Origin of the sequence: Blastomonas natatoria (assembly GCF_003201955.1) — a bacterium.
Lineage (GTDB): Bacteria > Pseudomonadota > Alphaproteobacteria > Sphingomonadales > Sphingomonadaceae > Blastomonas > Blastomonas natatoria.
This window is the reverse complement of the sequence record NZ_QJJM01000010.1, coordinates 53935-75841: the sequence shown is the minus strand read 5'-3', so window position 1 is coordinate 75841 and position 21907 is coordinate 53935. Positions and strand designations below refer to the sequence as shown.

Annotated in this window: 26 protein-coding genes and 1 pseudogene; 8 read left to right on the top strand and 19 right to left on the bottom strand. The window is 64.9% G+C overall.

The features are described 5' to 3' along the window. The first annotated feature begins 6 nt into the window (after positions 1 to 6). Positions 7 to 1014 carry a quinolinate synthase NadA gene (gene nadA / locus C7451_RS13465; RefSeq protein WP_110299567.1) on the top strand — a complete coding sequence of 336 codons (1008 nt, stop codon included), beginning with the start codon at positions 7 to 9 and terminating at the stop codon, positions 1012 to 1014. 22 nt (positions 1015 to 1036) lie between these two features. Here nadA and C7451_RS13460 read toward each other — a convergent pair whose 3' ends face one another. Further along, positions 1037 to 1642 (bottom strand): lysophospholipid acyltransferase family protein, encoded by a 606-nt coding sequence (locus C7451_RS13460; RefSeq protein WP_110299487.1) that lies wholly within the window; start codon positions 1640 to 1642, stop codon positions 1037 to 1039. A gap of 201 nt (positions 1643 to 1843) precedes the next feature. Between C7451_RS13460 and C7451_RS13455 the strand changes: the two genes are divergently transcribed. Together C7451_RS13455 and C7451_RS13450 are read left to right on the top strand one after the other, a co-directional pair. Next, positions 1844 to 2269: an organic hydroperoxide resistance protein gene (locus tag C7451_RS13455; protein ID WP_110299566.1), complete on the top strand. Its 426-nt coding sequence runs from the start codon at positions 1844 to 1846 to the stop codon at positions 2267 to 2269. After that, on the top strand, positions 2266 to 2727 hold the full coding sequence (locus tag C7451_RS13450) for a MarR family winged helix-turn-helix transcriptional regulator (protein ID WP_110299486.1): 462 nt from the start codon (positions 2266 to 2268) through the stop codon (positions 2725 to 2727). Before C7451_RS13455 ends, C7451_RS13450 begins: the two co-directional genes overlap by 4 nt. Positions 2728 to 2733: 6 nt before the next feature. Here C7451_RS13450 and C7451_RS13445 read toward each other — a convergent pair whose 3' ends face one another. From C7451_RS13445 to dapB, 9 genes are all read right to left on the bottom strand, one after another. Continuing rightward, on the bottom strand, positions 2734 to 3141 hold the full coding sequence (locus C7451_RS13445; RefSeq protein ID WP_110299485.1) for a DoxX family protein: 408 nt from the start codon (positions 3139 to 3141) through the stop codon (positions 2734 to 2736). A 5-nt stretch (positions 3142 to 3146) separates the two neighbouring features. After that, positions 3147 to 3455, bottom strand: coding sequence for an alkylphosphonate utilization protein (locus C7451_RS13440; protein WP_110299484.1), 309 nt, complete (start codon positions 3453 to 3455; stop codon positions 3147 to 3149). A 10-nt stretch (positions 3456 to 3465) separates the two neighbouring features. Then, the gene (locus C7451_RS20420) at positions 3466 to 3594 is read right to left on the bottom strand and encodes a hypothetical protein (RefSeq protein WP_269454092.1); all 129 of its coding nucleotides are present in this window, start codon (positions 3592 to 3594) and stop codon (positions 3466 to 3468) included. Between the two features lie 220 nt (positions 3595 to 3814). Next, positions 3815 to 4132, bottom strand: coding sequence for a ribonuclease E inhibitor RraB (locus C7451_RS13435; protein WP_110299483.1), 318 nt, complete (start codon positions 4130 to 4132; stop codon positions 3815 to 3817). A 139-nt stretch (positions 4133 to 4271) separates the two neighbouring features. Further along, positions 4272 to 4886 (bottom strand): hypothetical protein, encoded by a 615-nt coding sequence (locus C7451_RS13430; RefSeq protein WP_110299482.1) that lies wholly within the window; start codon positions 4884 to 4886, stop codon positions 4272 to 4274. Then, entirely contained in the window at positions 4883 to 5647 is a 765-nt protein-coding gene (gene nth / locus C7451_RS13425; RefSeq protein ID WP_110299481.1) for an endonuclease III, read from the bottom strand. Before nth ends, C7451_RS13430 begins: the two co-directional genes overlap by 4 nt. After that, entirely contained in the window at positions 5644 to 6348 is a 705-nt protein-coding gene (locus C7451_RS13420; RefSeq protein ID WP_110299480.1) for an aspartate/glutamate racemase family protein, read from the bottom strand. Before C7451_RS13420 ends, nth begins: the two co-directional genes overlap by 4 nt. Continuing rightward, on the bottom strand, positions 6348 to 7538 hold the full coding sequence (locus tag C7451_RS13415) for a M48 family metallopeptidase (RefSeq protein WP_110299479.1): 1191 nt from the start codon (positions 7536 to 7538) through the stop codon (positions 6348 to 6350). Before C7451_RS13415 ends, C7451_RS13420 begins: the two co-directional genes overlap by 1 nt. A 71-nt stretch (positions 7539 to 7609) precedes the next feature. Beyond that, positions 7610 to 8341: a 4-hydroxy-tetrahydrodipicolinate reductase gene (gene dapB, locus C7451_RS13410; protein ID WP_110299478.1), complete on the bottom strand. Its 732-nt coding sequence runs from the start codon at positions 8339 to 8341 to the stop codon at positions 7610 to 7612. Positions 8342 to 8400: 59 nt separating this feature from the next. Between dapB and C7451_RS13405 the strand changes: the two genes are divergently transcribed. Continuing rightward, a complete protein-coding gene (locus C7451_RS13405; RefSeq protein WP_110299477.1) occupies positions 8401 to 9108 on the top strand; it encodes an NAD-dependent deacylase in 708 nt (235 codons plus the stop codon). A gap of 45 nt (positions 9109 to 9153) precedes the next feature. Here C7451_RS13405 and C7451_RS13400 read toward each other — a convergent pair whose 3' ends face one another. From C7451_RS13400 to mutM, 5 genes are all read right to left on the bottom strand, one after another. Further along, entirely contained in the window at positions 9154 to 9561 is a 408-nt protein-coding gene (locus C7451_RS13400; RefSeq protein WP_110299476.1) for an MAPEG family protein, read from the bottom strand. A gap of 30 nt (positions 9562 to 9591) precedes the next feature. After that, entirely contained in the window at positions 9592 to 10362 is a 771-nt protein-coding gene (locus tag C7451_RS13395) for a HesA/MoeB/ThiF family protein (RefSeq protein WP_208625217.1), read from the bottom strand. Between the two features lie 140 nt (positions 10363 to 10502). Then, positions 10503 to 11888, bottom strand: a complete 1386-nt coding sequence (gene dnaA, locus C7451_RS13390) for a chromosomal replication initiator protein DnaA (protein WP_110299475.1) — start codon at positions 11886 to 11888, stop codon at positions 10503 to 10505. 871 nt (positions 11889 to 12759) lie between these two features. Then, positions 12760 to 13023, bottom strand: coding sequence for a 30S ribosomal protein S20 (gene rpsT, locus C7451_RS13385; protein WP_060980353.1), 264 nt, complete (start codon positions 13021 to 13023; stop codon positions 12760 to 12762). A gap of 163 nt (positions 13024 to 13186) precedes the next feature. Then, a complete protein-coding gene (mutM, locus tag C7451_RS13380) occupies positions 13187 to 13999 on the bottom strand; it encodes a bifunctional DNA-formamidopyrimidine glycosylase/DNA-(apurinic or apyrimidinic site) lyase (RefSeq protein ID WP_110299474.1) in 813 nt (270 codons plus the stop codon). 55 nt (positions 14000 to 14054) lie between these two features. Between mutM and C7451_RS13375 the strand changes: the two genes are divergently transcribed. Further along, positions 14055 to 14786 (top strand): class I SAM-dependent methyltransferase, encoded by a 732-nt coding sequence (locus C7451_RS13375; protein WP_110299564.1) that lies wholly within the window; start codon positions 14055 to 14057, stop codon positions 14784 to 14786. A gap of 43 nt (positions 14787 to 14829) precedes the next feature. Further along, the gene (ubiB, locus tag C7451_RS13370; RefSeq protein ID WP_110299473.1) at positions 14830 to 16389 is read left to right on the top strand and encodes a 2-polyprenylphenol 6-hydroxylase; all 1560 of its coding nucleotides are present in this window, start codon (positions 14830 to 14832) and stop codon (positions 16387 to 16389) included. A 682-nt stretch (positions 16390 to 17071) separates the two neighbouring features. Here ubiB and C7451_RS20285 read toward each other — a convergent pair. Both C7451_RS20285 and C7451_RS13355 read right to left on the bottom strand, forming a co-directional pair. Further along, positions 17072 to 17728 (bottom strand): annotated as a pseudogene (locus C7451_RS20285) (suppressor of fused domain protein). 154 nt (positions 17729 to 17882) lie between these two features. Then, positions 17883 to 18185: an ArsR/SmtB family transcription factor gene (locus tag C7451_RS13355; RefSeq protein WP_110299470.1), complete on the bottom strand. Its 303-nt coding sequence runs from the start codon at positions 18183 to 18185 to the stop codon at positions 17883 to 17885. A gap of 98 nt (positions 18186 to 18283) precedes the next feature. Here C7451_RS13355 and C7451_RS13350 point away from each other — a divergent pair, with 98 nt between their 5' ends. After that, positions 18284 to 19405: an NADH:flavin oxidoreductase/NADH oxidase gene (locus C7451_RS13350; RefSeq protein WP_110299469.1), complete on the top strand. Its 1122-nt coding sequence runs from the start codon at positions 18284 to 18286 to the stop codon at positions 19403 to 19405. Between the two features lie 65 nt (positions 19406 to 19470). On the opposite strand, the gene C7451_RS13345 is transcribed toward C7451_RS13350, so the two are convergent. Then, positions 19471 to 20457 (bottom strand): hypothetical protein, encoded by a 987-nt coding sequence (locus C7451_RS13345; RefSeq protein WP_146215370.1) that lies wholly within the window; start codon positions 20455 to 20457, stop codon positions 19471 to 19473. A 177-nt stretch (positions 20458 to 20634) separates the two neighbouring features. On the opposite strand from C7451_RS13345, the gene C7451_RS13340 reads away from it, so the two are divergent. Then, entirely contained in the window at positions 20635 to 21222 is a 588-nt protein-coding gene (locus tag C7451_RS13340) for a phosphatase PAP2 family protein (protein WP_167398552.1), read from the top strand. Between the two features lies 1 nt (position 21223). Here the strand turns inward: C7451_RS13340 and C7451_RS13335 are convergent, their stop codons facing one another. Next, on the bottom strand, positions 21224 to 21868 hold the full coding sequence (locus C7451_RS13335) for a YoaK family protein (protein WP_110299563.1): 645 nt from the start codon (positions 21866 to 21868) through the stop codon (positions 21224 to 21226). Positions 21869 to 21907: the final 39 nt, after the last annotated feature.

The window sequence follows — 21907 nt, the reverse complement described above, 5'->3', positions numbered from 1 at the left end:
ACCGACATGACTGCTCAACCCCGCGAAAACCTCTCCGGCCTCGACCTGCGCGCCGAGATCGACCGGCTGCGCAAGGAGAAGAACGCGGTCATCCTGGCGCATTATTACCAGAAGCCCGAATTGCAGGATCTCGCCGATTTCGTCGGAGATTCGCTGGAGCTGTCGCGCATCGCGGCGGAGACCGATGCCGATGTCATCGCCTTTTGCGGGGTCAAGTTCATGGCCGAAACCGCCAAGATCCTCTCGCCCGACAAGATCGTCGTGCTGCCCGATCTCGACGCGGGCTGCAGCCTTGAGGACAGCTGCCCGCCGGACAAGTTCGCCGCGTTCCGCGCGCAGCACCCGGACCATATCGCGCTCACCTATATCAACTGCTCGACCGAGGTGAAGGCGCTGTCCGACATCATCGTAACCTCGTCCTCGGCGGAGAAGATCCTGAGCCAGATCCCGGCGGACCAGAAGATCATCTTCGGTCCCGACAAGCATCTGGGCGGCTATCTCCAGCGCAAGCTGGGCCGCGAGATGCTGCTCTGGCCGGGCGTGTGCATCGTGCACGAGGCGTTCAGCGAGACCGAACTGCTCAAGCTCAAGGCGCAATATCCCGACGCGCCGGTTGCTGCGCATCCCGAATGCCCGGCGCATATCATCGACCATGCCGATATGGTCGGATCGACGAGCGCGATCCTGAAATTCGCCAAGGAAACGCCGAGCGAGGTGGTGATCGTCGCGACCGAGCCGCACATCATACACCAGATGGAAAAGGCGGTGCCGGAAAAGACGTTCATCGGCGCGCCCGGTGCGGACGGCAACTGCAACTGCAATATCTGCCCGTACATGGCGCTCAACACGATGGAAAAGCTCTATGTCGCCTTGCGCGATCTCGAGCCACGCATCGAGCTTGACGAGGAACTGCGGCTTCAGGCGAAAAAGTCGCTCGACCGGATGCTCGAAATGGCGAGCAGCCCGGTGGGCCAGGGCGATCTCGGCCGCCCCGATCTCGCGCATCAGGGCTGATCGGCCCGGGGCGCCGCCGGCGCTATTTGTGCACCGCGTTGCGCCCCGCCATCGCCGAATAAAAGGCGAAGGCGGGGGCCATGTCCTTTTTGTAATCGCCGGTGGGGTGGATCACCGGGCCCAGGCCTGCGCGCCGGTTGCCATAATCCATGAAGCCGCAGACGATCGGCACGCCCGCGCCATGCGCAATGCGGTAGAAGCCGGTGCGCCAGGCATCGACCGTCTTGCGCGTGCCTTCGGGCGCGATGGTCAGGATGAAGTCCTCGCGCGCGGCGAATTCCGCGATCATCTGCTGGACCATGTCGCCCGCCGCGCTGCGATCGACCGGAACGCCGCCCATCTGGCGCATGAAAGTGCCGAACGGCCAGCGGAACAGCGAGGTCTTGGCCATGAAATGCGTCTGCAGGCCGAGTTCGCGTGTCACCCCCATGTAATTGGGAAAGTCCCAGTTGCTGGTATGCGGCACGGCGATGATGACATAGCGCCGCTCGGGCGGCGGCGTGCCCACCGCCGTGAAGCGGTGGCGGCGGTAGATGAACATCAGCAGCGCATAGAGTGCGCGCGCCATCCAGCCGAGATGCGCGGTCGATGGCTCGCGCGAGCGCGCAGCCTGGCTTGCCTTGGTCATCCTACCCCCGGATTGCGCCTTACCGCTCTGGCACGATAGCCGTCACGGCGGGCGCTCGTCGCCTAGTGACGCAATCGCGCGGCGAGATCAACCGCACGACAATCGGCGCCGATAAATTTGGCATCGCACCGATCATTCATATTGTACGCAATATAATTGATCCCTATATAAATGTCATACCCGGACAACAAGGAGCCGAAGATGAGCACTCTCTACACCACCCGCGTCAACGCCTATGGCGGCCGCAGCGGCACCATCAAGAGCGAGGACGGCATTCTCGACCTCGCGCTCGCCATGCCCAAGGAACTGGGCGGCAAGGGCGGCGCGACCAACCCCGAACAGCTGTTCGCGGCGGGCTATGCCGCCTGTTTCGAGAACGCCGTCATCCATGTGACGCGCGGCAAGGCGGAGCAGGTCAAGGACAGCGATATCGAGGTCGCCGCCGAGGTCAGCCTGCTGCCGACCGAGCAGGGCGGTTTCCAGCTTGCCGTCGCGCTGGAGGTCGAGATCACCGGCGTCGATCAGGCCAAGGCCGAGGAGATCGTTCAGGCAGCGCACGCCGTCTGCCCCTATTCGAACGCGATCCGCGGCAATGTCGACGTCAAGATCAGCGTGTTCGCACAATGACCGGCACGGTGGCAGCGCCGGGTGATGATCCGCTTCTGCTCGATCGGCAGGTGTGCTTTCCGCTCTACGCTGCCACCAACCTGCTGAACCGGCTCTACGGCCCGGTGCTCAAGCCGCTGGGGCTCACCTACCCGCAATATCTGGTGATGCTGGTGCTGTGGGAAGACGAGCCTCAGACGGTCGGGTCGCTGGGCGCGCGGCTCTATCTGGACAGCGGGACTTTGACCCCGCTGCTCAAGCGGATGGAGGCGGCTGGCCTGGTCAGCCGTACCCGCGACGCCGAGGACGAGCGGCGCGTGCTGATCGGCCTGACCGAACAGGGCAGGGCGCTGCGGGCGGACGCGCTGCACGTCCCCGAGACGATCGCGGGCGGCCGCTCGCCCGAGGGGCTCGACGAACTCCGCGAGGGCGTGCGCAAGCTGGTGGCCATGCTGGCGGCGCCCGGCGCGGAGGGTTGAGCGCGCTCAGCGCCGCTTGCTGAATGGCCAGTCGGTGACCCCGCCGACCCAGAGCGCCCACCAGATGATCAGCGGTTGCAGCATCAGCCGGGGGCCGTGATAGGCCCAGGGCAATCGGTTGCCGCCGATGGCGATGTCGTTGATCGCGTGGTTGAAATTGGCGGGCCAGACGCACAGGGCATAGAGCGCAAGGCCGATCCCGGCGGCATGGCGCAGCCGCGGGATCATCAGCCCGATCGCGCCGGCGATCTCGGCAACGCCGGTCAGAAAGACCATTTCATCGGGAAACGGCACCCAGCCCGGGGTGATCGCAAGGAACCCGCCGGGCGAGCGGATGTGGATGACCCCGGCCGCGAAATAGATCAGCGCCAGCAGCCAGCGAAAACCGGTGCGGACGGGCGATTGGCGCGGCATAACGGTCAGCGTTTGCGGACGAACTCGGCGCGCAGCACCAGGCCCTTGATGCCGTCGAACCGGCAGTCGATTTCCTGCGCGTCGCCGGTCAGCCGGATCGCCTTGATCAGCGTGCCGCGCTTCAATGTCTGCCCCGCGCCCTTGACCTTGAGGTCCTTGATCAGCGTGACCTGATCGCCATCGGCGAGCAGATTGCCGACCGCATCGCGGACCTCGATGCCCTCTTCACCCGCCGCAGCGACCGCTTCGCCGGGAGCGATCCATTCGCCGCTCGCCTCGTCATAGACATAGTCTTCGCCATCGCGTGTCGACATGGGCGGTCTTTCAGCTCTTCAGGGTCACGATGTTCAGCCCGCCGGGCTTGGTCGAAGGGTTGGAGGCGTTCTGGGGCTTGGGCTTTTCGGCCTTGGGCTTGCGGACTTCGCGGTTCGATTTCTTCTGGCCCTTAGCCATGGTCTGTTCCTTGTCCAGGCGGTGCGCCCGGATCACCGCCATAGCGCCAATCGCCGTGCAAAGCGCGACAATTCGCGAGCATGGCAAAGCCTCGGTTTCGCAAGCGCGTTACAGGAGACAAGGCTCAGGCGTCACAGTTCTCCGAAGCTTTTGGAGATGTCCGCTATTGGGAAAAATCGCAAACAGCGCGAATGGCGACAAATGGGTGGTTAGCTGCCGCTTAATTCGAGAAGAAGCCCCAACCATCGGCACGTCCTTCAAAGCGTGCCGCCAAATTCCCTAGCCTCTTTTCAGCTGCCGTGATGTTATCACACGAAGGCATCATGAGAATTGAAACCGTGACGTCGAAATTATCCATCAAGTCGTCGGTAGTATCAGCCGCTTTGAGGCCCTGCTTTAAGCAGGCGCGAATGAATGCTTCAGCGGAATCTGATGATTGAAATACGTGCGAGAAATCGACCTCTCGTTCGTAACTCAAATCAACTCTGCGACTTTCCATATCGCTTAAAACGGCGGCGTTTTCATCGAAGAGTTCCATTGACGCAAGATATACACAAGCCGGAATGGCGGCAATGGGGTCGATAAGAGAACTTCCGCTTTTGTCCGCACGGAGACCAAAGCTGCCATTCCACTATGACCGTCAGAGTGCCCATTCCTAAAGCCAACGTCAGCCACCCCTACCAGCCCCAGGGTGCAGGGGGTGGGGCGACCGGTTGGGTGAGGTCGAACTCGACGCGGAAGTTGCGCGCATCGGGTCCGTCGGGGCGGCGCAGGGCATAGACATAGGTGCGCGCGTCGATGCCCACGATCCAGCTGTTGGTCACCGATGCGCCGAGGCCCTGCGCGTGAAACATCGCGATGCTTTCGGCATCGACCGGGAATATCTGCTGGCCGGGTGTTCCGGGGCTGGCGGTGTCGCCGCCATACTGGGTGACCTTGTCGATGCTGCCGTCCTCGTGGCGGTGATCGTGCTTGAGGCGCAGGCCCGTCCCGGTCCGGGTGATGATCCAGGTGCGCGATCGGTTCCAGCCGCCGTTCGCGGTGCCGACATGGAAGGGGATTTCCATCCGGTTTGCGCTGCAGGCGCGGAAATGGACAATCATCGGCTTGCCGACGAGATCGGCATCGGCGGGGTCGGTGCTCACCAGCCGCCCGGGATAGGCCTTGCCGCAATGCTGGGCGAGGCTGGCCATGAACGCAGCCTGCGGGTCAGCGGCGGGCAGGGTGGTGGCGCAACCGGCAAGCGCGAACAGCAGCGGAGCAAGGGCGAACGGGGTGTGCCATCGGGTCATTCCGCCACGCTGGCCGATTGCGGCGCTGCTGTCGAGCCGGGGGCAATCTTGCGCACCCGCTTCTTGCGTGCAGGCGCGGGCTTGTTGGCGCGGTGCTTCTTGGCCGCCTTGGGAATCGGCGCATCGGGGCCGTCGGGCTTGGGCTTGAAGCGGCACAGATCCGCGACCGGGCAGCGCCAGCATTCGGGCTTTCGTGCCTTGCAGATATAGCGGCCGTGCAGGATCAGCCAGTGATGCCCATGCACGCGGAACGGCCCCGGCGTGCCCTTGTCGAGCGCGCGCTCGACATCGATCACGGTGCGCCCGGGCGCCAGGCCGGTGCGGTTGCCGACGCGGAAGATATGCGTGTCGACCGCGAAGGTTTCCGCCCCGAACGCGGCGTTGAGTACGACATTGGCGGTCTTGCGCCCGACGCCGGGCAGCGCGGTGAGCGCATCGCGATCCTCCGGCACCTCGCTGCCATGCCGCTCGATCAGCGCCTCGGACAGTGCGATGACATTCTTCGCCTTGCTGTTGAACAGCCCGATCGTCTTGATGTGCTGCTTGAGGCCTTCCTCGCCCAGCGCCACCATCTGCTCGGGCGTCTTGACGCTCTCAAACAGCGCGCGCGTCGCCTTGTTGACGCCGATATCGGTCGCCTGGGCGGAGAGCACCACCGCGACGAGCAACTGGAAATGGTTGCCATATTCCAGCTCGGTCACTGGCGCAGGATTGGTCTCGGCGAGGCGGCGGTAGAATTCGAAAGTGTCGGCCTTGTTCATGGCGCGCCTTGTGCCAGAGCCAGGTCCACGGCGGCAAGAGCATGCAGCGTGGTCGTATCGAACAGCGGAACCGACGCGTCCTCCTCGCGCACCAGCAGCATGATCTCGGTACAGCCCAGGATGATCGCCTGCGCGCCCGCCTCTGCCAGCCGCGCCATGATCGCGCGATAGATGCCGCGCGACTCTTCCTCCACGATCCCGCGCACCAGCTCGTCATAGATGATGCGGTGAACGTCCTGTCTGTCCGGCGCTTCGGGGACGATCACCTCCAGCCCGTGCCGCTGCGCCAGCCGATCGCGCAGGAAAGGCTGTTCCATGGTGAAACCGGTGCCGAGCAGGCCGACGCGGGTCAGCCCCCGCGCGGCGATGGCGGACCCGACCGGATCGGCGATGTGCAGCAACGGGATGCCGATCGCCGCCTGCACCGCCTCGGCCATGCGGTGCATGGTATTGGTGCAGATGACGAGCAGATCGGCCCCGCCGCGTTCGACCTGCTGCGCTGCGGCGATCATCCGCTTCGTCAGCGCATCCCACTCGCCCGCATGCTGCAGGGCCTCGATCTCGGCGAAATCGACCGAGACCATCACGCTTGCTGCGCTGTGCGTGCCCCCCAGCCTTTCGCGCACAGCCTGGTTGATCAGTCGGTAATAATGGGCCGAGCTCTCCCAGCTCATCCCGCCGATCAGGCCGATGGTGCGCATCAGGGATTGGCAGAGGCTGCGGGCGGCTTGCCGGCAGGATGCTTCGCTTTCCACTCCATGGCGCGGCGCACCCGGCGCTCGACCGAGGGGTGGGTGTAGAACAGCATTTCCTGCAACGGGTGCGGGCGCGGATAGCGATATTCCGCCGTCTTGACGAGCGCGCCGGCCAAAGCATCGGGCAGGTTGACCATCTGCAGCGAATAGGCATCGGCCTCGCTCTCGCCGATCCGGGTCAGCGAATTAGTCACCGGCAGGGCCAGCGTGCCTAGGATCGACAGCACCAGCATCAGCACCGGCAGACCGCTCGGATCGGATATCTCGGTGGTCGGGCTGCCCAGCGCGCGCGCGAGCCGGGGATGCAGCCGGTCGGCCAGAAAGAACAGCAGCAGCGCCAGCACGCTCAGCACCCCGACCGATCGCCAGATATGGCCGAGCACATAATGGCCGATCTCGTGCCCGGTCACCGCGCGCACCTCGTCGAGCGAGGCCTGTTTGAGCGCCACGTCCGAGATCGCGATCCGGGCCGCGCTGCCGACGCCGGAGACATTGGCGGTGAAATTGTTCGACTGGCGCGAGCCGTCATAGATGAAGATCCGGTCTTCGGGGATGTCCACCTGCTTTGCCATTTCGAGCACCGCATCGCGCACGGGCCCTTGCGGGATCGGCTTGTATTCGTTGAACAGGGGTTCGATGAAGCTGGGGGTCAGCAGAAGTGCGGCCGAAACGGCAATGGCGGCAAAGCCGGCCGACCAGAGCCACCAGCGCCTGCCGGTGCGACGCATCAACGCATAGACGCCAAGCAGGAACAGGCTGCCCATGACCGTCCCGATCGTCATCGCAATCGCGCCCTGGCTCAGGAAATCGCCAAGTGGCTGGCTGGTCAGGCCGAAGCTTCTTTCATGCCACCAGTCCGCATAGATCGTCCACGGCAGGCTGAGCAGCGTGGAAGCGAGCGAGAAGCCGGCGATCGTCAGGAAGGTTCGCAGCGCCCAGCCACGCTTTTCAAGTCTGGCCCAGATGCGGTCGGTCAGCTTCAGCCGCACCAGGATGACGGTGATGACCAGAGTGACGATCAGACCGCCCAGAATCATCCATTCGGTCGACGCGGTATAGGCTGCGGCTTTCGCCAGCGCCTCCGCACCCAGCCCGTCGATATAGGCCCTTGTTGCCGCCTCGGGATTGAATGCCATGTCGCGCCCCACTGTATTGGTTGGATAATACAGGCTTAATCGGGCTGGATTGGCGCGTCAAGCCGAGGACGTCAGGCGAGGCCCAGCACCTGCGGCATGGTGTAGCGACCGGCAGGCTTGTCGTGCAGCCACAGGCACGCCCTGACCGCGCCGCGCGCGAACACCATCCGGTTCTCGGCCCGGTGTGTGAGCTCGATCCGTTCATCGTCCCCGGCGAGGAATACGGTGTGATCGCCTGCGACCGATCCGCCGCGCAACGACGCAAAGCCGATGGCTCCGCGCGCCCGTGCGCCGGTCAGCCCATCGCGGCCGCGTTCGCTGTCGCGGTTCAGGTCAAGCCCCCGCGCCCGCGCTGCCGCCTCGCCGAGCAGCAGCGCGGTGCCCGATGGCGCATCGACCTTGTGACGGTGGTGCATCTCGGCGATCTCGATGTCCCAGTCCTCGCCCAGCCGGGTCGCGGCCTCGTGCACCAGATGCGCGAGCAGCGTGACGCCGAGCGAAGTATTGCCGGTCTGCAGCACGGCGATGCGGTCGCTTGCGCTGTCGATCAGCCAGTGATGGCGCTCTTCCAGCCCGGTGGTGCCGATGACGATGGGCACGTTCGCCGCAACGGCTGCGTCCAGATTGGCTTCAAGCGCCGCCGGGACCGAAAAGTCGACCAGCACGTCGCTTTCTCTGGCCAGCGCCAGCGGATCGCCGCCCTTGTCGATCCCGCCAGAAACGGTTGCACCGCTCTCCGCAATCGCGCGTTCCAGCGCCTGACCCATGCGGCCCTCCAGCCCGATAATTCCGATCCGCGTCATCGCTCTTTCCTGTGTGCCAAGGCTGTAACTTGCCCGGCCAATGCCCTATTGCTGCGGCCATGGCAAAGATTCCCAGCATCGTCATTCTTACCGGCGCCGGCGTCAGCGCGGAAAGCGGCATTGACACCTTTCGCAGCGAAGGCGGGCTGTGGGAGCAGCACCGGGTGGAGGATGTCGCGACGCCGGAAGCCTTTGCCCGCGATCCGGATCTGGTGCTGCGCTTCTACGACATGCGCCGCGCGGCGATCCAGACCAAGCAGCCCAATGCGGCGCACGAGGCACTGGCGCGGCTCGATGCAGAATGGCCGGGCGAGCTGCTGATCATCACCCAGAATGTCGACGACCTGCACGAGCGCGCCGGGGGCAGCCGGTTGCTGCACATGCATGGCACGCACCTGACCGCCTGGTGCCTGGCCTGCGACGGGCGACCCGAATGGCGTGAACCGCTGATCGACCGGCCCGCCTGCCCGCAATGCGGCGCGGCAGGGCAGATGCGGCCCGATATCGTTTGGTTCGGCGAAATGCCGTACGAAATGGAGCGCATTTATGCGGCCGTTGGGGCGTGCGACCTGTTCGTCTCGATCGGCACCTCGGGCGCGGTCTATCCCGCCGCCGGCCTGGTGCGTGAGGCGCGGGCGCGCGGCGCGATGACGCTCGAGCTCAATCTGGAGCCGAGCCAGGGCAGCTATTTCTTCCACGAATCGCGTCACGGCCCAGCAACGAGGCTGGTCCCCGAATGGGTAAGCGAGATGCTGGGGCAAGGTTGAACCTCAAATCCTCCCCGAGACAAGCTGAGGGAGGGTTTGAGAGAATCACCCGTTCACCGTCACCACCAGAAACAGCGTCCAGCCGATCGCGACTGCATAGGCGATCCAGGTGCCGATGACGCCCAGCGCGCGCAGCTGCGGCGGTTTGCCAGGGCCGTGCGGCTGATGCAGGCCGATGATATGCGCGGCGCGGGCGGCCAGGAACAGCACTGCTAGCCCGGTCAGCGGCCAGTGGCTGGCATTCGACTGCTCGAGCAGCCCGACCAGGATCACGAACAGCGGTGCATGTTCGGCCAGATTGCCATGGGCGCGGCTTGAACTGATCAGTCCGGTATCGCCAGCATCGCCGAACGAGGCCTGGGTGCGAAAGCGCGCGCGGACGGTGGCAATGGCGGTGGCGAGCAGCATGATCGCGCAAATCACGGCGGTCAGCGCAGTAACGGGCAGGGTCATGGGTCACATCCTCCCAGATGATGGGCAGGATTATGCAGGGGCGGCGGTACCCCCGCAAGCCTTGCACTCGGGGTCCTTGGCGATCCTGAGCGTGCGCCAGAGCGGGCTGAGCCCGTCGATCAGGTGCAGCTTGCCCGCCGCGTCGCTGCCGAAGCCGGTGATGGCGCGGACGACCTCCATCGCCGCGAAGCTTCCCGCCAGGCCGACCATTGCGCCCAGCACGCCCTGTTCGGCGCAGGTATCGCAATCCTCGGCATCGAACGCATCGCCGACGAAGCAGCGATAGCAGGGCGCATCCGGCAGCCAGCCGCGAAACGTGCCGATCTGCGCCTGGAAGCGGCCGATCGCGGCGCTGACCAGGGGAATGCGCAGGGCGGTGGCGGTGTCCGAGACGAGCAGCCGCGTGGCAAAATTGTCGGTGCCGTCGAGGATCACGGTAGCTCCGGCGAGCAAGGCGGCGGCATTGTCCGGCGTCAAGCGTTCAGCCAGCGCGGTCACCTGCAATTCGCCATCGAAGCGGCGTACCCAGCCGGCAGCGACTTCGGCCTTGGGCTGGCCGACATCCTGCGGCGTGAACAGCGTCTGGCGCTGCAGGTTCGAAAGATCCACGGTGTCGCCATCGATAAGCGTCAGCCGCCCGATGCCTGCGGCGGCGAGATATTGCAGCGCCGGGCAGCCGATTCCGCCCATTCCGACGAGCACGACATGCGCAGCGGCCAGTTTTGCCACGCCCACGCCGCCGATCTCGGGCAGCACGATATGCCGGGAATGGCGTTCAAGCTGGGTGGGGGACAGGGGCATCGGGCAAGGGTCCTGACTAGCTGCGCAAATGCCAGACCTTCGCCGTCATTCCCGCGAAAGCGGGAATCCCGCTCGGGTCGGCGCTATAGCGGGATTCCCGCCTTCGCGGGAATGACGAAATTGGAAGATGTGGATGCTGCTCAGCTTTCCAGCTGCTGCAGCAGCGCGCGGACGTCGCCATCCATATCGGCATCGCGGGTGCGCAGGTCCTCGATCAGACGGACCGCGTGGATCACCGTCGAATGATCGCGTCCGCCGAACTTGCGCCCGATCTCGGGGTACGAGCGCGGGGTCAGCACCTTGGCGAGATACATCGCCACCTGGCGCGGGCGCACCACGGCACGGGCGCGGCGCTTGGACGACATCTCGGCGCGGTCGACCTTGTAGAATTGGCAGACGGCGCGCTGAATCTCGTCGATGGTGATCCGGCGGCGGTTGGCGCTCAGGAGGTCGGAGAGCTGCTCCTCGGCCAGCGCCAGTGTCACCTTCTGGCCGGTGATCTGGGCATAGGCCATCAGCTTGTTGAGCCCGCCGACCAGCTCGCGGACATTGCGGCTGATGGTGCGCGCGAGGAACTCGGTCACCTCTTCAGGGATATCGCCCATCCGCATCTGCTCGACCCGGGCGCGCAGGATCGCGCGGCGCAGCTCGATATCGGCGGGCTGGATATCGGCGACCAGACCCATGGCGAGCCGCGAGAGGAGGCGCTGATCCACGCCGTCGAGCGCCTGAGGCGCGCGGTCCGAGGTCACTACCAGCCGCTTGCCCGCGCCCAGAATGGCATCGATCGTGTGCAGGAACTCTTCCTGGGTCGAATTCTTGCCGATGATGAACTGGATGTCGTCGACCAGCAGCATGTCGAAGCTGCGCAGCCGTGCCTTGAACGCCATCGAATCGCCGCGCTGGATGGCGCTGACGAAATCGTTCATGAACTTTTCCGCCGGACAATAACAGATGCGCGCCTGAGGGTTCGCTTCGGCATAGGCGTTGCCGATGGCGTGCAGCAGGTGCGTCTTGCCCTGGCCGGTTGCAGCCTTGAGGTAGAGCGGGCTGAACAGCGGCTTTTCCGCCGCCGCCATGCGCTGTGCGGCGTTGAACGCCAGCACGTTCGACTGACCGGTGATGAAGCCCGAGAACAGCTGCGAGGGGTCGAGCGCGATCCGGTTGCCGTTCTCGCTCGAACGGGCAGCGGCGGCCATCGGAACGACAGGGGCGGGCATGCGCGGGCGGGCGATCTCGGCTTCGCGCGGGGCGGCTGCGATGGCAACGCTGCGCACTTCGGGGCGCACGATCTTCCACGCCAGCGCCAGCCGGTCGGCAAAGCGCTCGCGCACCCAGTTGGCAGAAAATTCGGACGGGAGGTGCAGATGAAGCTGGCCGGAGGCGGGCTCGAAGCTGCCGGGGCGGATGGGGCGGATCCACTGGGTGTGGATCTGTGCGCCCAGATCCTTGCGCAGACCTTCGCTGATCTCGTTCCAGTCGGCCGCCCAGTCTGCCGCGCCGCTCGAATCGCTGAGTTCGATCATGCCTGAATTGCCACTTCTTGTATCTTGGTCATTGCTGACAATGGGTCCGGCGAGACCAGCATGGGCCTGCCGGAGGGACGGTCATGCGGCGGACAACCCTTGATTTCGGTTGTGCACCAGCCGCTGCGAGCTGCTTAGATCCTGCGCCCTCGGGCCGGGTCTCGCCAGGCCGAGGCGGTGCCGTCCGGCCACCAGGGGGCAAGTCCGTGCAGGCGTGCGGCGTCGTTTCCGGAAAGGCTCCGGTCCGTCCAATTCTGTGGCAATCCGACCCAGTTACGCAAAACCTGCTACCTCCCCCTAGCTCGCATCGCACCAGAGCCGATCCCCGGTGCGGCACTCCTCCCGCATGTGCCGCCCAACCCCTTGGTCAGCACACGGATGCATCCCGAAAATGGGACGCAACAGCCAATCTCCGAAAAACACACAGGTCTTTCGATCGATGTATCCGTCAGTTTGTGCAATGGAGAGTCGGGCTGATCGCTCGCCTCTCGATCCTTGGTGTAGCGGCGCGCAAACGAGTCGAGCAAGAGCCGCCGGGTAAAAAAAATGAAATAATGCCGCTTGACTCGGTTAACGCTAGGATATTGCTCGATTCACATTGTTTATAATTTTAAATCAATGCCTTAGCCGTTGTGATGTTACCCCTGCCCAAGCGAATCGCGGGAAATGCTGGGTTCGGCTGTCGGCGTCTGTGACGGAGGCATTACCGTGATGTGACACCGGTTGCGCCATGTTACAATCGACTGTCCAGTCGCGCTGACAGATACCTTGTCCGGCCAATACGAAAAATCCGCCAGACCCCGCATTGAGGTCGGCGGATCATCGTTACCGATTCCGGAGCAGCCAGGGCGCGGCGCGCCCCGGAAGCGAATCAGGCCAGTGCAGCCAGACGCTTGGTCAGGCGCGAGAACTTGCGCGAAGCGGTGTTCTTGTGCAGCACGCCCTTGGCGACACCGCGAGCCAGTTCGGGCTGGGCGCTGGCAAGCGCTGCCTTGGCTGCTTCCTTGTCGCCGGCATCCAGAGCCGATTCGACCTTCTTGACGAAGGTGCGGATGCGACCGATGCGGTTGCCGTTGACGACGGCACGACGCTCGTTCCGGCGGATGCGCTTCTTGGCTTGCGGCGTATTGGCCATAGTTTCTCACACGTCTTTCAATTGGCGATCACAGCATGATCGGCGGATTTCGGGTAAAGCAGGTTGGCCGCCCGCAGGCGGTGCCAGCGCTTTGAAGCCGCTGCCGTTAGCGATTATCGCCTCGCGCGTCAACGCCTCAATGCCGATATTGGCTTGCAAAAGGCTATTTCTGGCAGGTGCGGCACCAGAAGGTCGAGCGCCCCGATTGCACCACCCGCTCCACCGTTCCGCCGCACGGGCAGGCCTCGCCCTCGCGTCCGTAAACCCGCCATTGCTTGGCGAAATAGCCCAGTTGCCCGTCGGGCCGGGCATAGTCGCGCAGCGTCGATCCGCCCGCCAGAATGGCATCGGCGAGCACCGCCTTGATCGCCGCGACCAGCGGCTTGAGCTTGGCAGGGCCGATCTGCCCGGCGGCGCGCAACGGCGAGATTCGCGCCATGTTGAGCGCCTCGCAGACATAGATATTGCCCAGGCCCGCGACGATTCGCTGGTCGAGCAGCATCGCCTTTATGGGTGAGACGCGTCCTGCCAGCGCGGCCCGCAGATAGGCAGGGGTGAATTCGTCGCCCAGCGGCTCGGGTCCCATGGCGGCAAAGGGGGAGAAACTGGCCAGCGCATCGGTCGTCACCAGGTCGACCGAGCCGAAGCGGCGCGGATCGAACAGCGAGAGGCGGTGACCCGATTCGGTCTCGAGCACCAGATGATCGTGCGTGCCGATCTCCTCGGGATCGATTCGCCAGCGCCCGGACATGCCGAGGTGAAACACCATCGAATCGCCCCGGTCGGTGCCGAGCAGCCCGTATTTGGCCCGCCTGCCGAGCGAGATGATCCGTGCGCCCGTCATCCGCTGGCCGAGATCAACCGGAAAGGCGCGGCGTAGGTCCGCCCGGCGCGCGACGACGCTGGTCAGGCGCACATCCTGCAGCACGGCGGCAAGCCCGCGCACGGTGGTTTCGACTTCGGGAAGCTCTGGCATAAAAAGGCCCGTTATCAGGCTTTGCGCCAGCCACAAAGATGCTTACATGGCGGCCATGACCGAGACAGTGCCCTTTGGCTATCAGGATATCGACCCGGCGGAAAAGCAGGGCCGGGTTGGCGGCATCTTTTCGAACGTCGCGGCCAAATATGACATCATGAACGATGTCATGTCGGGCGGCATGCATCGCCTCTGGAAGGACCGCTTCGTGCGCCGCGTGAAGCCCCGCAGTGGCGAGGACATTCTCGACATGGCGGGCGGCACCGGCGACATCGCCTTCCGCATGGTCAAGTCGGGCGCGAACGTTACCGTCGCGGACATCAACCAGGACATGCTCGATGTCGGCATCGAGCGCGCGGTCGATCAGGGCGAGGACCGGCTGGTCTGGTCGTGCCAGGATGCCGAGAAGCTCAAATTCCCCGATCGCAGCTTCGATGCCTATACGATCGTCTTCGGCATCCGCAACGTGACCTATATCGACAAGGCGCTGGCTGAGGCGCACCGGGTGCTGCGCTATGGTGGGCGCTTCTTCTGCATGGAATTCGCGTCGACCGAATGGCCGGTCTTCGGCGAAGTCTATGATGCCTATTCGCACCATCTGATGCCGCGCCTGGGCCAGATGATCGCGGGCGATGCCGACAGCTATCGCTATCTCGCCGAATCGATCCGCCGCTTCCCCAAGCCGCCGGTTTTCGAGCAGATGATCAGGGACGCCGGTTTCGTATCTACGAAGGTCGAGCAGATCCTGGGCGGTGCGGTCAACATCCATAGCGGCTGGAAGGCGTGATGGGGGCAGGGCTGGCTGAACGGCGGGGGTTCGGCATCCGTCCATGACCCGTCCGCGCACGCATATCCTGCGGCTCCTGAAATGGGGCCGCATCCTTGCGCGCCATGGAGCGCTCAAGGGACTCGAGGCTGCGCCGCAGACCCCGCCCGAGGTGCGCCGCCTGTTCCGCCTCGCGCGTTTCGGCGCCAGCGTGCCCGCCGTTCCCGATTATGCCGGAGCGTTCCGCGCCATCGGCCCGGCGGCGATCAAGCTCGGCCAGACGCTCGCCACCCGGCCCGATCTGGTGGGCGAAGAGGCGGCGAACAATCTGCTCACCTTGCAGGACAGCCTGCCTCCGGTGCCGTTCGAGGACATCCGCGCCGAGATCGAGCAGGGGCTGGGCGGCCCGCTGGAAAAATTCTTCGCATTCGTCGAGCCGATGCCGGTCGGCGCGGCCTCGGTCGCGCAGGTGCATCGCGGGCGGACCACCGACGGGCGCGATGTCGCGATCAAGGTTCTGCGCCCCGGTGTGCGCAAGAATTTCGCGCGCGATATCGACACCTATGAATGGGCCGCCGCGCATCTGGAATCCTTGGGCGGCGAAGCCTCGCGCCTGCGCCCGCAGCTCACCATCGCCAATTTCAAGCGCTGGACATTGCGCGAGCTCGACCTGCGCCGCGAGGCCGCGAGCGCGTCCGAGCTTGCCAGCGCGATGGACGGTCACCCCGGCTATCGCGTGCCCCAGATCGACTGGGACCGCACCTGCGGCACGGTGATGACGCTCGAATGGATCGACGGCATCAAGATCAGCAATCGCGAGGCCCTGATCGCGGCGGGGCATGACCTGCCCGATCTCGCGCGGCGGCTGGTGCTCGCCTTCCTGCGCCAGGCGATCGCGGGCGGCTTCTTCCATGCCGACATGCACCAGGGCAATCTGTTCGTCGCCCCCGATGGCACCATCGTCGCGATCGATTTCGGCATCATGGGCCGCATCAACCGCCAGGCGCGCTTCTGGCTGGCGGAAATCCTCTATGGCCTCACCACCGGCAACTATCGCCGCGTCGCCGAAATCCATTTCGAAGCGCAGTATGTGCCGAGCTATCACAATGTCGACGAGTTCGCGACCGCGCTGCGCGCCGTGGGCGAGCCGATGCGCGGCAAGCCGGTCAGCGAGCTGTCGGTCGGGCAGATGCTCGACGGGCTGTTCGCGATCACGCGCGATTTCGACATGAAGACCCAGCCGCACCTGCTGCTGCTGCAAAAGACGATGGTGATGGTCGAGGGCGTCGCGACCCAGCTCGACCCCAATATCAACATGTGGGATGTCGCAGCGCCTTATGTGCGCGACTGGATTCGCGGGGAGCTGGGGCCGGAGACTTTGCTCGCCGACCGGATCAACACCGATATCGCGACGCTCTTACGCCTGCCCGACCTGATCCGCCGCCTCGAAGAGCGCGTGCCCAAAAAGGGCGGCGCGCCCGAGCCACCGCCGGTGCCGAAAATCCCGCTGATCTGGGACCGCAAGCGCCGTGCGCGTGGGGGCGGGGGTTTCTGGAGCCATCTTGCGGCTTTGGTGATCGGTGCCGGGGCAGGCGCGGCGGCGCTGCTCGCCTGGGTGCATTGACATAACGCCCGCTCTCTCCCCGTTGGGGGAGAGATACGAAGGCTTGCCGATGTATCGGCTAGCCGAAGTTGAGAGGGGTTAGTCGAGCGCCAGGGTGACGCAATCCCCCCTCCCAACCCTCCCCCCTGAAGGGGAGAGGGCTTCACTGTCCGCCGCCCACTCGCACCACCAAACTCCCCTCCCTGCAAGGGAGGGGCAGGGGGTGGGTAAGCCCGCGCAGCGCGCCATCGACGGTGGTGCGAAACGCCGACCCACCCCTAACCCCTCCCTCTCATGGAAGGGAACGCGCTTCCCAGCCACCTCGCACGCCCCTTTTGGCTTTCGCGTCTTCGCGTGCCTAACGGGGTTTGACGCGAAGACGCGAAGCCGCCGAAGGACTGCGATCCAGATGTGCTGACCCACCCCACCAAATCATCCGCTCCCCTGCGAAGGCATGGGGCCATCTCCCGAGCGTTGCGCCGGGCGCGAAAGCAGGAGATGGATGCCTGCCTGCGCAAGGGGAGCGGGGAGGGGATGGCGGCTTTGCAACCAAGCGGAAAAATTCCTGCCATTCAGCAACCGACCCCTGTGTGAACGGCTCTCCGTTGGCAAGGGTGTTTCTTCACTGCGCTGGCTGGTCGTGGCGCCCAGAAACGGCCATTGGCTTGCCGGCACTCTTAACCCGAAGGCTGCCGAACCAAGGTCAAACTGAGAGCGACGGCCTGCTTGGATTTGTCACCGGATGATACCCGGCTTCACGTAGCCGATCGATCAACGCGGGGGAGCCGTTCGCCTTTGCGAATGTGAGTTCCGTATCGGTGATGCCGGTAAACCTTACGAGGATGACCAACCCCGAAGGCAAGGAGAATTCCTGTGGTGCCCCCTCGTTCTCTACAAGCACCAGATTACGCACTTGGCAGTCTGGCTCACCGTTGATTGGCGCTCGCAGCGGTATCCGGTCATACAGCGAAAAGGGCTCGCCTCCGGCTTAGCGGCCAGCGCGGAGTAACAAATCAAACGCCAAGACGTGCTGCAAGGTCTGGATCGCCCAGTCTCCTTGCTCCGATACGGCGAAGGTAAACTCCACTCCCGCGCCTGACTCGCCCTCTAAATCGTAATCGACAGGCTCCTGCTCCCAGGGATTTGAATGTCCCGAAGTCACATACAGCCAATACGGACGCTCTGCGGTCGGCGCGAACTCGAATACGCCGTAAAACAACCAGCGAGGATCGATGTCGTTTTGGCCAAAGCGTTCCGAAAAAAGCTGCTGGCTAAGTGGGAATATGCCTCGGCATTGAGGGCCGAAGAGAGCCAGGTAAACCTCTTCTTCTCGGATTTTCCAAACTGCTTCAAGATCCACCAACGAGCCTCCTTGCCGCGAGGAAGGGCATGAGAAGCATCGGGTATTTAAACAAAGACTGCAATAGCAGCCCTTCTGCAATCCACCCAATTGCAGCCATCCGCGCGTTGCCGCTGGTTGCCTGAAACCGGATACCGGATACCTGAACCCCGTCCTACCCCGCCACCCTCAGCACCGCCCCCAGCAGCCCTGGAAACCGCTTATCCACCTCCTCGCGGCGCAGCGTGTTCATATGCTGCACGCCGGCAATCCGCGTGTGCACCAGCCCGGCGCTGCGCAGCACGCGGAAATGGTGCGACATGCTCGATTTCGGGCGGCCGCCGTCGAGCGCGGCGCAGCTCGCTTCGCCGTTGCGGGCAAGCTGGCGGACGATGTCGAGACGCACCGGATCGCTCAGCGCGTGCAGCAGATGCTCGATCGAAACGTCGGCCAGGTCGGGATGGGCATAGTTCCTCATGCGCCTATATATAGCGTGGTCCCCTTGAATATCCTATAGTTCGATTATATACGAACAATCAAACCTCTCCCCACCCCCTATCCAAGGACATTCCCCCCATGACCAATCCCAGCCCAGGCACCGACGCACCGCTGTTCACCCCGTTCACGCTCAAGTCGGTCACGCTGCGCAACCGCATCGCGGTGTCGCCCATGTGCCAATATTCGGCGACCGAAGGCGTCGCGAACGACTGGCACCGCTCGCATCTCGTCTCGTTCGCGCGCGGCGGGGCGGGACTGGTGGTGGTCGAGGCCTCGGGCGTCTCACCTGAAGGCCGGATCACGCCTGCCTGCCTCGGCATCTGGAACGACGAACAGCGCGATGCGCTCGCGCCGATCGTTGCCGAGATCAAGAAAGCGGGTGCCGTCCCCGGCATCCAGATCGCGCATGCCGGGCGCAAGGCCAGCGCCAATGTGCCCTGGGAGGGCGACGACCATATCGCCGAAGGCGATCCGCGCGGCTGGGAGCCGATCGCGCCGTCGGCGGTGGCGTTCGGTGGCGGGCTCAGCCGCACCCCGCGCGAGATGACGCTCGAGGACATCGAGCGGGTGAAGGCCGATTTCGTCGCGGCGGCGATCCGCGCGCGCGATGCGGGCTTCGAATGGCTGATGCTGCACTTCGCGCATGGCTATCTGGCGCAGAGCTTCTGGTCGCGCCATTCGAACCAGCGCACCGACCAGTACGGCGGCAGCGCGGAAAATCGCGGTCGCTTCCTGCTCGAGACGCTGGAAGCAGTGCGCGCGGTATGGCCCGACCATCTGCCGCTCTCGGCCCGTTTCGGCGTGCTCGAATATGACGGGCAGGATGAGGAGACGCTGAAGGAGTCGATCGCTCTGGTCGGCGAGATGAAGGCGCGCGGGCTCGATTTCATCGATGTCAGCATCGGCTTTTCGACGCCGGAGGCGCAAATTCCCTGGGGCCCGGCGTTCATGGCGCCGATCGCGCGCCGGGTGCGCGAGGAGGCGGGCCTACCCAACGCCACCAGCTGGTATATCGGCAGTTCGGAAAACGCCAACCGCATGGTCGCCGACGGCGATGTCGATCTGGTAATGATGGGCCGCCCGCTGCTCGAAAACCCGCACTGGCCCTATCAGGCCGCGCGCGAACTCGGCGTCGACAATGCCAGCTGGACGCTGCCCGCGCCCTATGCGCACTGGCTGGCGCGTTACCGTTCGGCCTGACGCAAAAAAACGGGGAGGCGGATGGCCGCCTCCCCGAATGCGCAAGTGTCGTTCCATTCTTGTTGTCAGGCTGCGCTCTGCATACCGTAACCGTTGCGCATCAGGAACAGCGCGCGACGCTTGCGATTGGCGCGGGTCTTGAACGGGTTGTCGCGGTTCGGACGCTGAGCAATCAGAGCCTCGAGGCGACGATGGTCGATCGGGCTCTCAGGATTGACAGTTCGCGCAACAGGCCGGGCAGGCGCGGGATGGATGACCGGCTGCGAAAAGCTAGCCGTTGCGGGAGCCGCCGCCATCACCGCTGCCATCGGCGGCCGAGCATGCGGCGAGGCGAGGCGGCGGTCATAATCTGCATCCGCTGCACGCGCTTCGGCCATCATCGCGGCGCTCTTTCGGGTCCTGGTGCGGCGCAAGGCGATCGCGCCGCCACCCACGCCGAGGGCTGCGAGCAGTGCGGCCATCCAGCCCCAGATCTCGCCATCGCCTTCACCCGCGGGAGGAGGCGGAGCCGTCACTTCGGATATTGGCGTTTCGGTTACAGTGGCACCATTGGTCATCGGGGGAACGGCCGTGACCTCTTCGGCTGCCAAGGTGTCGGCCGGATCGGGCCTCCCGGTTGCAGACGGATCAACCGGGTCAGCGGGCTCAGTCTGGGCAGTGCGCGTAGGTGTTGCGCGCTCCGCCGGTTGCGGTCGGGCCGCGCGCGGAGCCGGGGCCGCTTCAACCTCGGCCGTTGGCGCGATTGCGGCGACCGGTACATCGGTCACCGCAGGCGGTGCTACAGGGCTCGCGAGCGGTGTGCCGGGCAGTGCTGCAGCGGGCGGCTGAGCCTGGATGGTCGGGCCCTGTGTCGTGGCTGCGGGAGCGCTGGTGCCGGGAAGCGTTGTCGTCGGCACCAGGGGCTGCGCGGGTTGTGCCTGGGGCACCGTTGGCGCGAGGGTTGGCGCGGTGGCGGGGGCGATGTCCTGCGCCATCAGCGGGGTTGCGGTCAGGGCAAGAACGGCGGCAATCGCGGCCCTTGCCGGGCGAATGGGGTGCGATATGTGTGTCATGGTATCGCAACAAACGCTCGGGGTGGCCCAAATCGTTCACGCGCTCGGCACCGTTTACCGGCCAGATGACTTTGCCGACCGGTAAAGCGAATTTTTTGGTCTGCAAAGCTGTCCTGATTTGCTGCTAGGGTCATCGCACTCATCTTTGCCTGGAACCCTGACGACATGCGTCCTTCCGTGATTGCACTTCTAATACTTGGTCTGGTTCTGGGCGGCTGGAGTTTCGCGGTGCAGGGGCCGTTGCCGCTGGATCTTGCCATCACGCGCCAGCTGCAGGCGCTGATCCCAGTACAGTCGGCGTGGATCGAATGGCTTTTATCGACTGCGGGATGGCCGCTGATCGTGGTCAGCGCCCTGGTGGTGGCGGTCTTTGCCGCATCGCTCGCCAATTTGCGCGGGGCTGCAGGAGCGCTGATCGGCATCGCGCTGGCCATGGCAGCAGAGCGGGGCCTGAGGATGCTGATCTTCGTCCCGCGGCCCGATCCGGCGCTGATCCAGGTCGCCAAGGCCAGTGTTTCGTCGGGTCTGCCCTCGACCTTCGCGATCTTTTATGGCGCGGCAGCGGCGGCCCTGGTGCTGGCGTCATCGGGCAAGCGTGGGCCGGAAGCGCAGATCGTGCGCTGGGGTGCCGTCGCCCTGCTGGTTGCCGGGTGCGTCGGCCGGGTCGCTGCGGGGGGACACTGGACCAGCCAGGTGATCGCCAGCGCGGCCTTGGGTGCTCTGGCAAGTTTCGCCGCGATGTATCTGGTCCGGGTGGTACGCTGACCTATTCCATCGCGAACCGGGGCAGTGCAGCAACCCCAGCGAGCGCCAGGCCCAGCCCTGCCGAGACCCACAAGGCGTTCAGCCCCCAGTGACGGAATGCGAGCGCGCCGAGCAGCGCGCCCGTTACCAGTCCCGCCCATAGCAGCAGATAGGGCAGCCACTCGCCGCGATGCTCGCGCACATGCACCCGCGCGAGCGCCTGGCCCAGCTTGACCAGAGTGCCGGTCATGTAGGTAAGCCCGATGCTGACCTGACCCTCGCGCTGGAAGGCGGTGTTCTCCGCGCCCATCGCCAGCAGGGTGCAGCCGATCGCCGCTACCGTAAATCCGGCCATTGCAAGGCCCGCCGCCGTCGCGAGCAGTGCAGCGACCAGAAACACGGTGATTGGCAGGCGCCTGCGGGCGTCGCAGCGATTGCCGAGGGCCGCGCCCAGCGTTACCCCGGCCACAAAGGTCGCGATCATGGCCGCTGCGATCTCCGCTGCCGAACCATCCCCGACCGCGCCCACCGCCATGCGCGTCGAGTTGCCCGACATGAAAGCCGTAAAGAATCCGCCCGTTTCCAGAAAGCCGATGGCATCGACAAAGCCCGCCAGCCCTGCGAGCGCGGCGGCGAGCAGCCAGTGATGGCGCTGATAGCGTGTCATGGCAGAGGCATAGCGCGCCGGGCAGGGCGCTGTCATCCG

Bases quoted from the DNA above. Each gene is read 5' to 3' on its own strand.
- nadA (WP_110299567.1), top strand. From the start codon at position 7: ATGACTGCTCAACCCCGCGAAAACCTCTCCGGCCTCGACCTGCGCGCC.
- C7451_RS13460 (WP_110299487.1), bottom strand. From the start codon at position 1,642: ATGACCAAGGCAAGCCAGGCTGCGCGCTCGCGCGAGCCATCGACCGCG.
- C7451_RS13455 (WP_110299566.1), top strand. From the start codon at position 1,844: ATGAGCACTCTCTACACCACCCGCGTCAACGCCTATGGCGGCCGCAGC.
- C7451_RS13450 (WP_110299486.1), top strand. From the start codon at position 2,266: ATGACCGGCACGGTGGCAGCGCCGGGTGATGATCCGCTTCTGCTCGAT.
- C7451_RS13445 (WP_110299485.1), bottom strand. From the start codon at position 3,141: ATGCCGCGCCAATCGCCCGTCCGCACCGGTTTTCGCTGGCTGCTGGCG.
- C7451_RS13440 (WP_110299484.1), bottom strand. From the start codon at position 3,455: ATGTCGACACGCGATGGCGAAGACTATGTCTATGACGAGGCGAGCGGC.
- C7451_RS20420 (WP_269454092.1), bottom strand. From the start codon at position 3,594: ATGGCTAAGGGCCAGAAGAAATCGAACCGCGAAGTCCGCAAGCCCAAG.
- C7451_RS13435 (WP_110299483.1), bottom strand. From the start codon at position 4,132: ATGGAACTCTTCGATGAAAACGCCGCCGTTTTAAGCGATATGGAAAGT.
- C7451_RS13430 (WP_110299482.1), bottom strand. From the start codon at position 4,886: ATGACCCGATGGCACACCCCGTTCGCCCTTGCTCCGCTGCTGTTCGCG.
- nth (WP_110299481.1), bottom strand. From the start codon at position 5,647: ATGAACAAGGCCGACACTTTCGAATTCTACCGCCGCCTCGCCGAGACC.
- C7451_RS13420 (WP_110299480.1), bottom strand. From the start codon at position 6,348: ATGCGCACCATCGGCCTGATCGGCGGGATGAGCTGGGAGAGCTCGGCC.
- C7451_RS13415 (WP_110299479.1), bottom strand. From the start codon at position 7,538: ATGGCATTCAATCCCGAGGCGGCAACAAGGGCCTATATCGACGGGCTG.
- dapB (WP_110299478.1), bottom strand. From the start codon at position 8,341: ATGACGCGGATCGGAATTATCGGGCTGGAGGGCCGCATGGGTCAGGCG.
- C7451_RS13405 (WP_110299477.1), top strand. From the start codon at position 8,401: ATGGCAAAGATTCCCAGCATCGTCATTCTTACCGGCGCCGGCGTCAGC.
- C7451_RS13400 (WP_110299476.1), bottom strand. From the start codon at position 9,561: ATGACCCTGCCCGTTACTGCGCTGACCGCCGTGATTTGCGCGATCATG.
- C7451_RS13395 (WP_208625217.1), bottom strand. From the start codon at position 10,362: ATGCCCCTGTCCCCCACCCAGCTTGAACGCCATTCCCGGCATATCGTG.
- dnaA (WP_110299475.1), bottom strand. From the start codon at position 11,888: ATGATCGAACTCAGCGATTCGAGCGGCGCGGCAGACTGGGCGGCCGAC.
- rpsT (WP_060980353.1), bottom strand. From the start codon at position 13,023: ATGGCCAATACGCCGCAAGCCAAGAAGCGCATCCGCCGGAACGAGCGT.
- mutM (WP_110299474.1), bottom strand. From the start codon at position 13,999: ATGCCAGAGCTTCCCGAAGTCGAAACCACCGTGCGCGGGCTTGCCGCC.
- C7451_RS13375 (WP_110299564.1), top strand. From the start codon at position 14,055: ATGACCGAGACAGTGCCCTTTGGCTATCAGGATATCGACCCGGCGGAA.
- ubiB (WP_110299473.1), top strand. From the start codon at position 14,830: ATGACCCGTCCGCGCACGCATATCCTGCGGCTCCTGAAATGGGGCCGC.
- C7451_RS13355 (WP_110299470.1), bottom strand. From the start codon at position 18,185: ATGAGGAACTATGCCCATCCCGACCTGGCCGACGTTTCGATCGAGCAT.
- C7451_RS13350 (WP_110299469.1), top strand. From the start codon at position 18,284: ATGACCAATCCCAGCCCAGGCACCGACGCACCGCTGTTCACCCCGTTC.
- C7451_RS13345 (WP_146215370.1), bottom strand. From the start codon at position 20,457: ATGACACACATATCGCACCCCATTCGCCCGGCAAGGGCCGCGATTGCC.
- C7451_RS13335 (WP_110299563.1), bottom strand. From the start codon at position 21,868: ATGACACGCTATCAGCGCCATCACTGGCTGCTCGCCGCCGCGCTCGCA.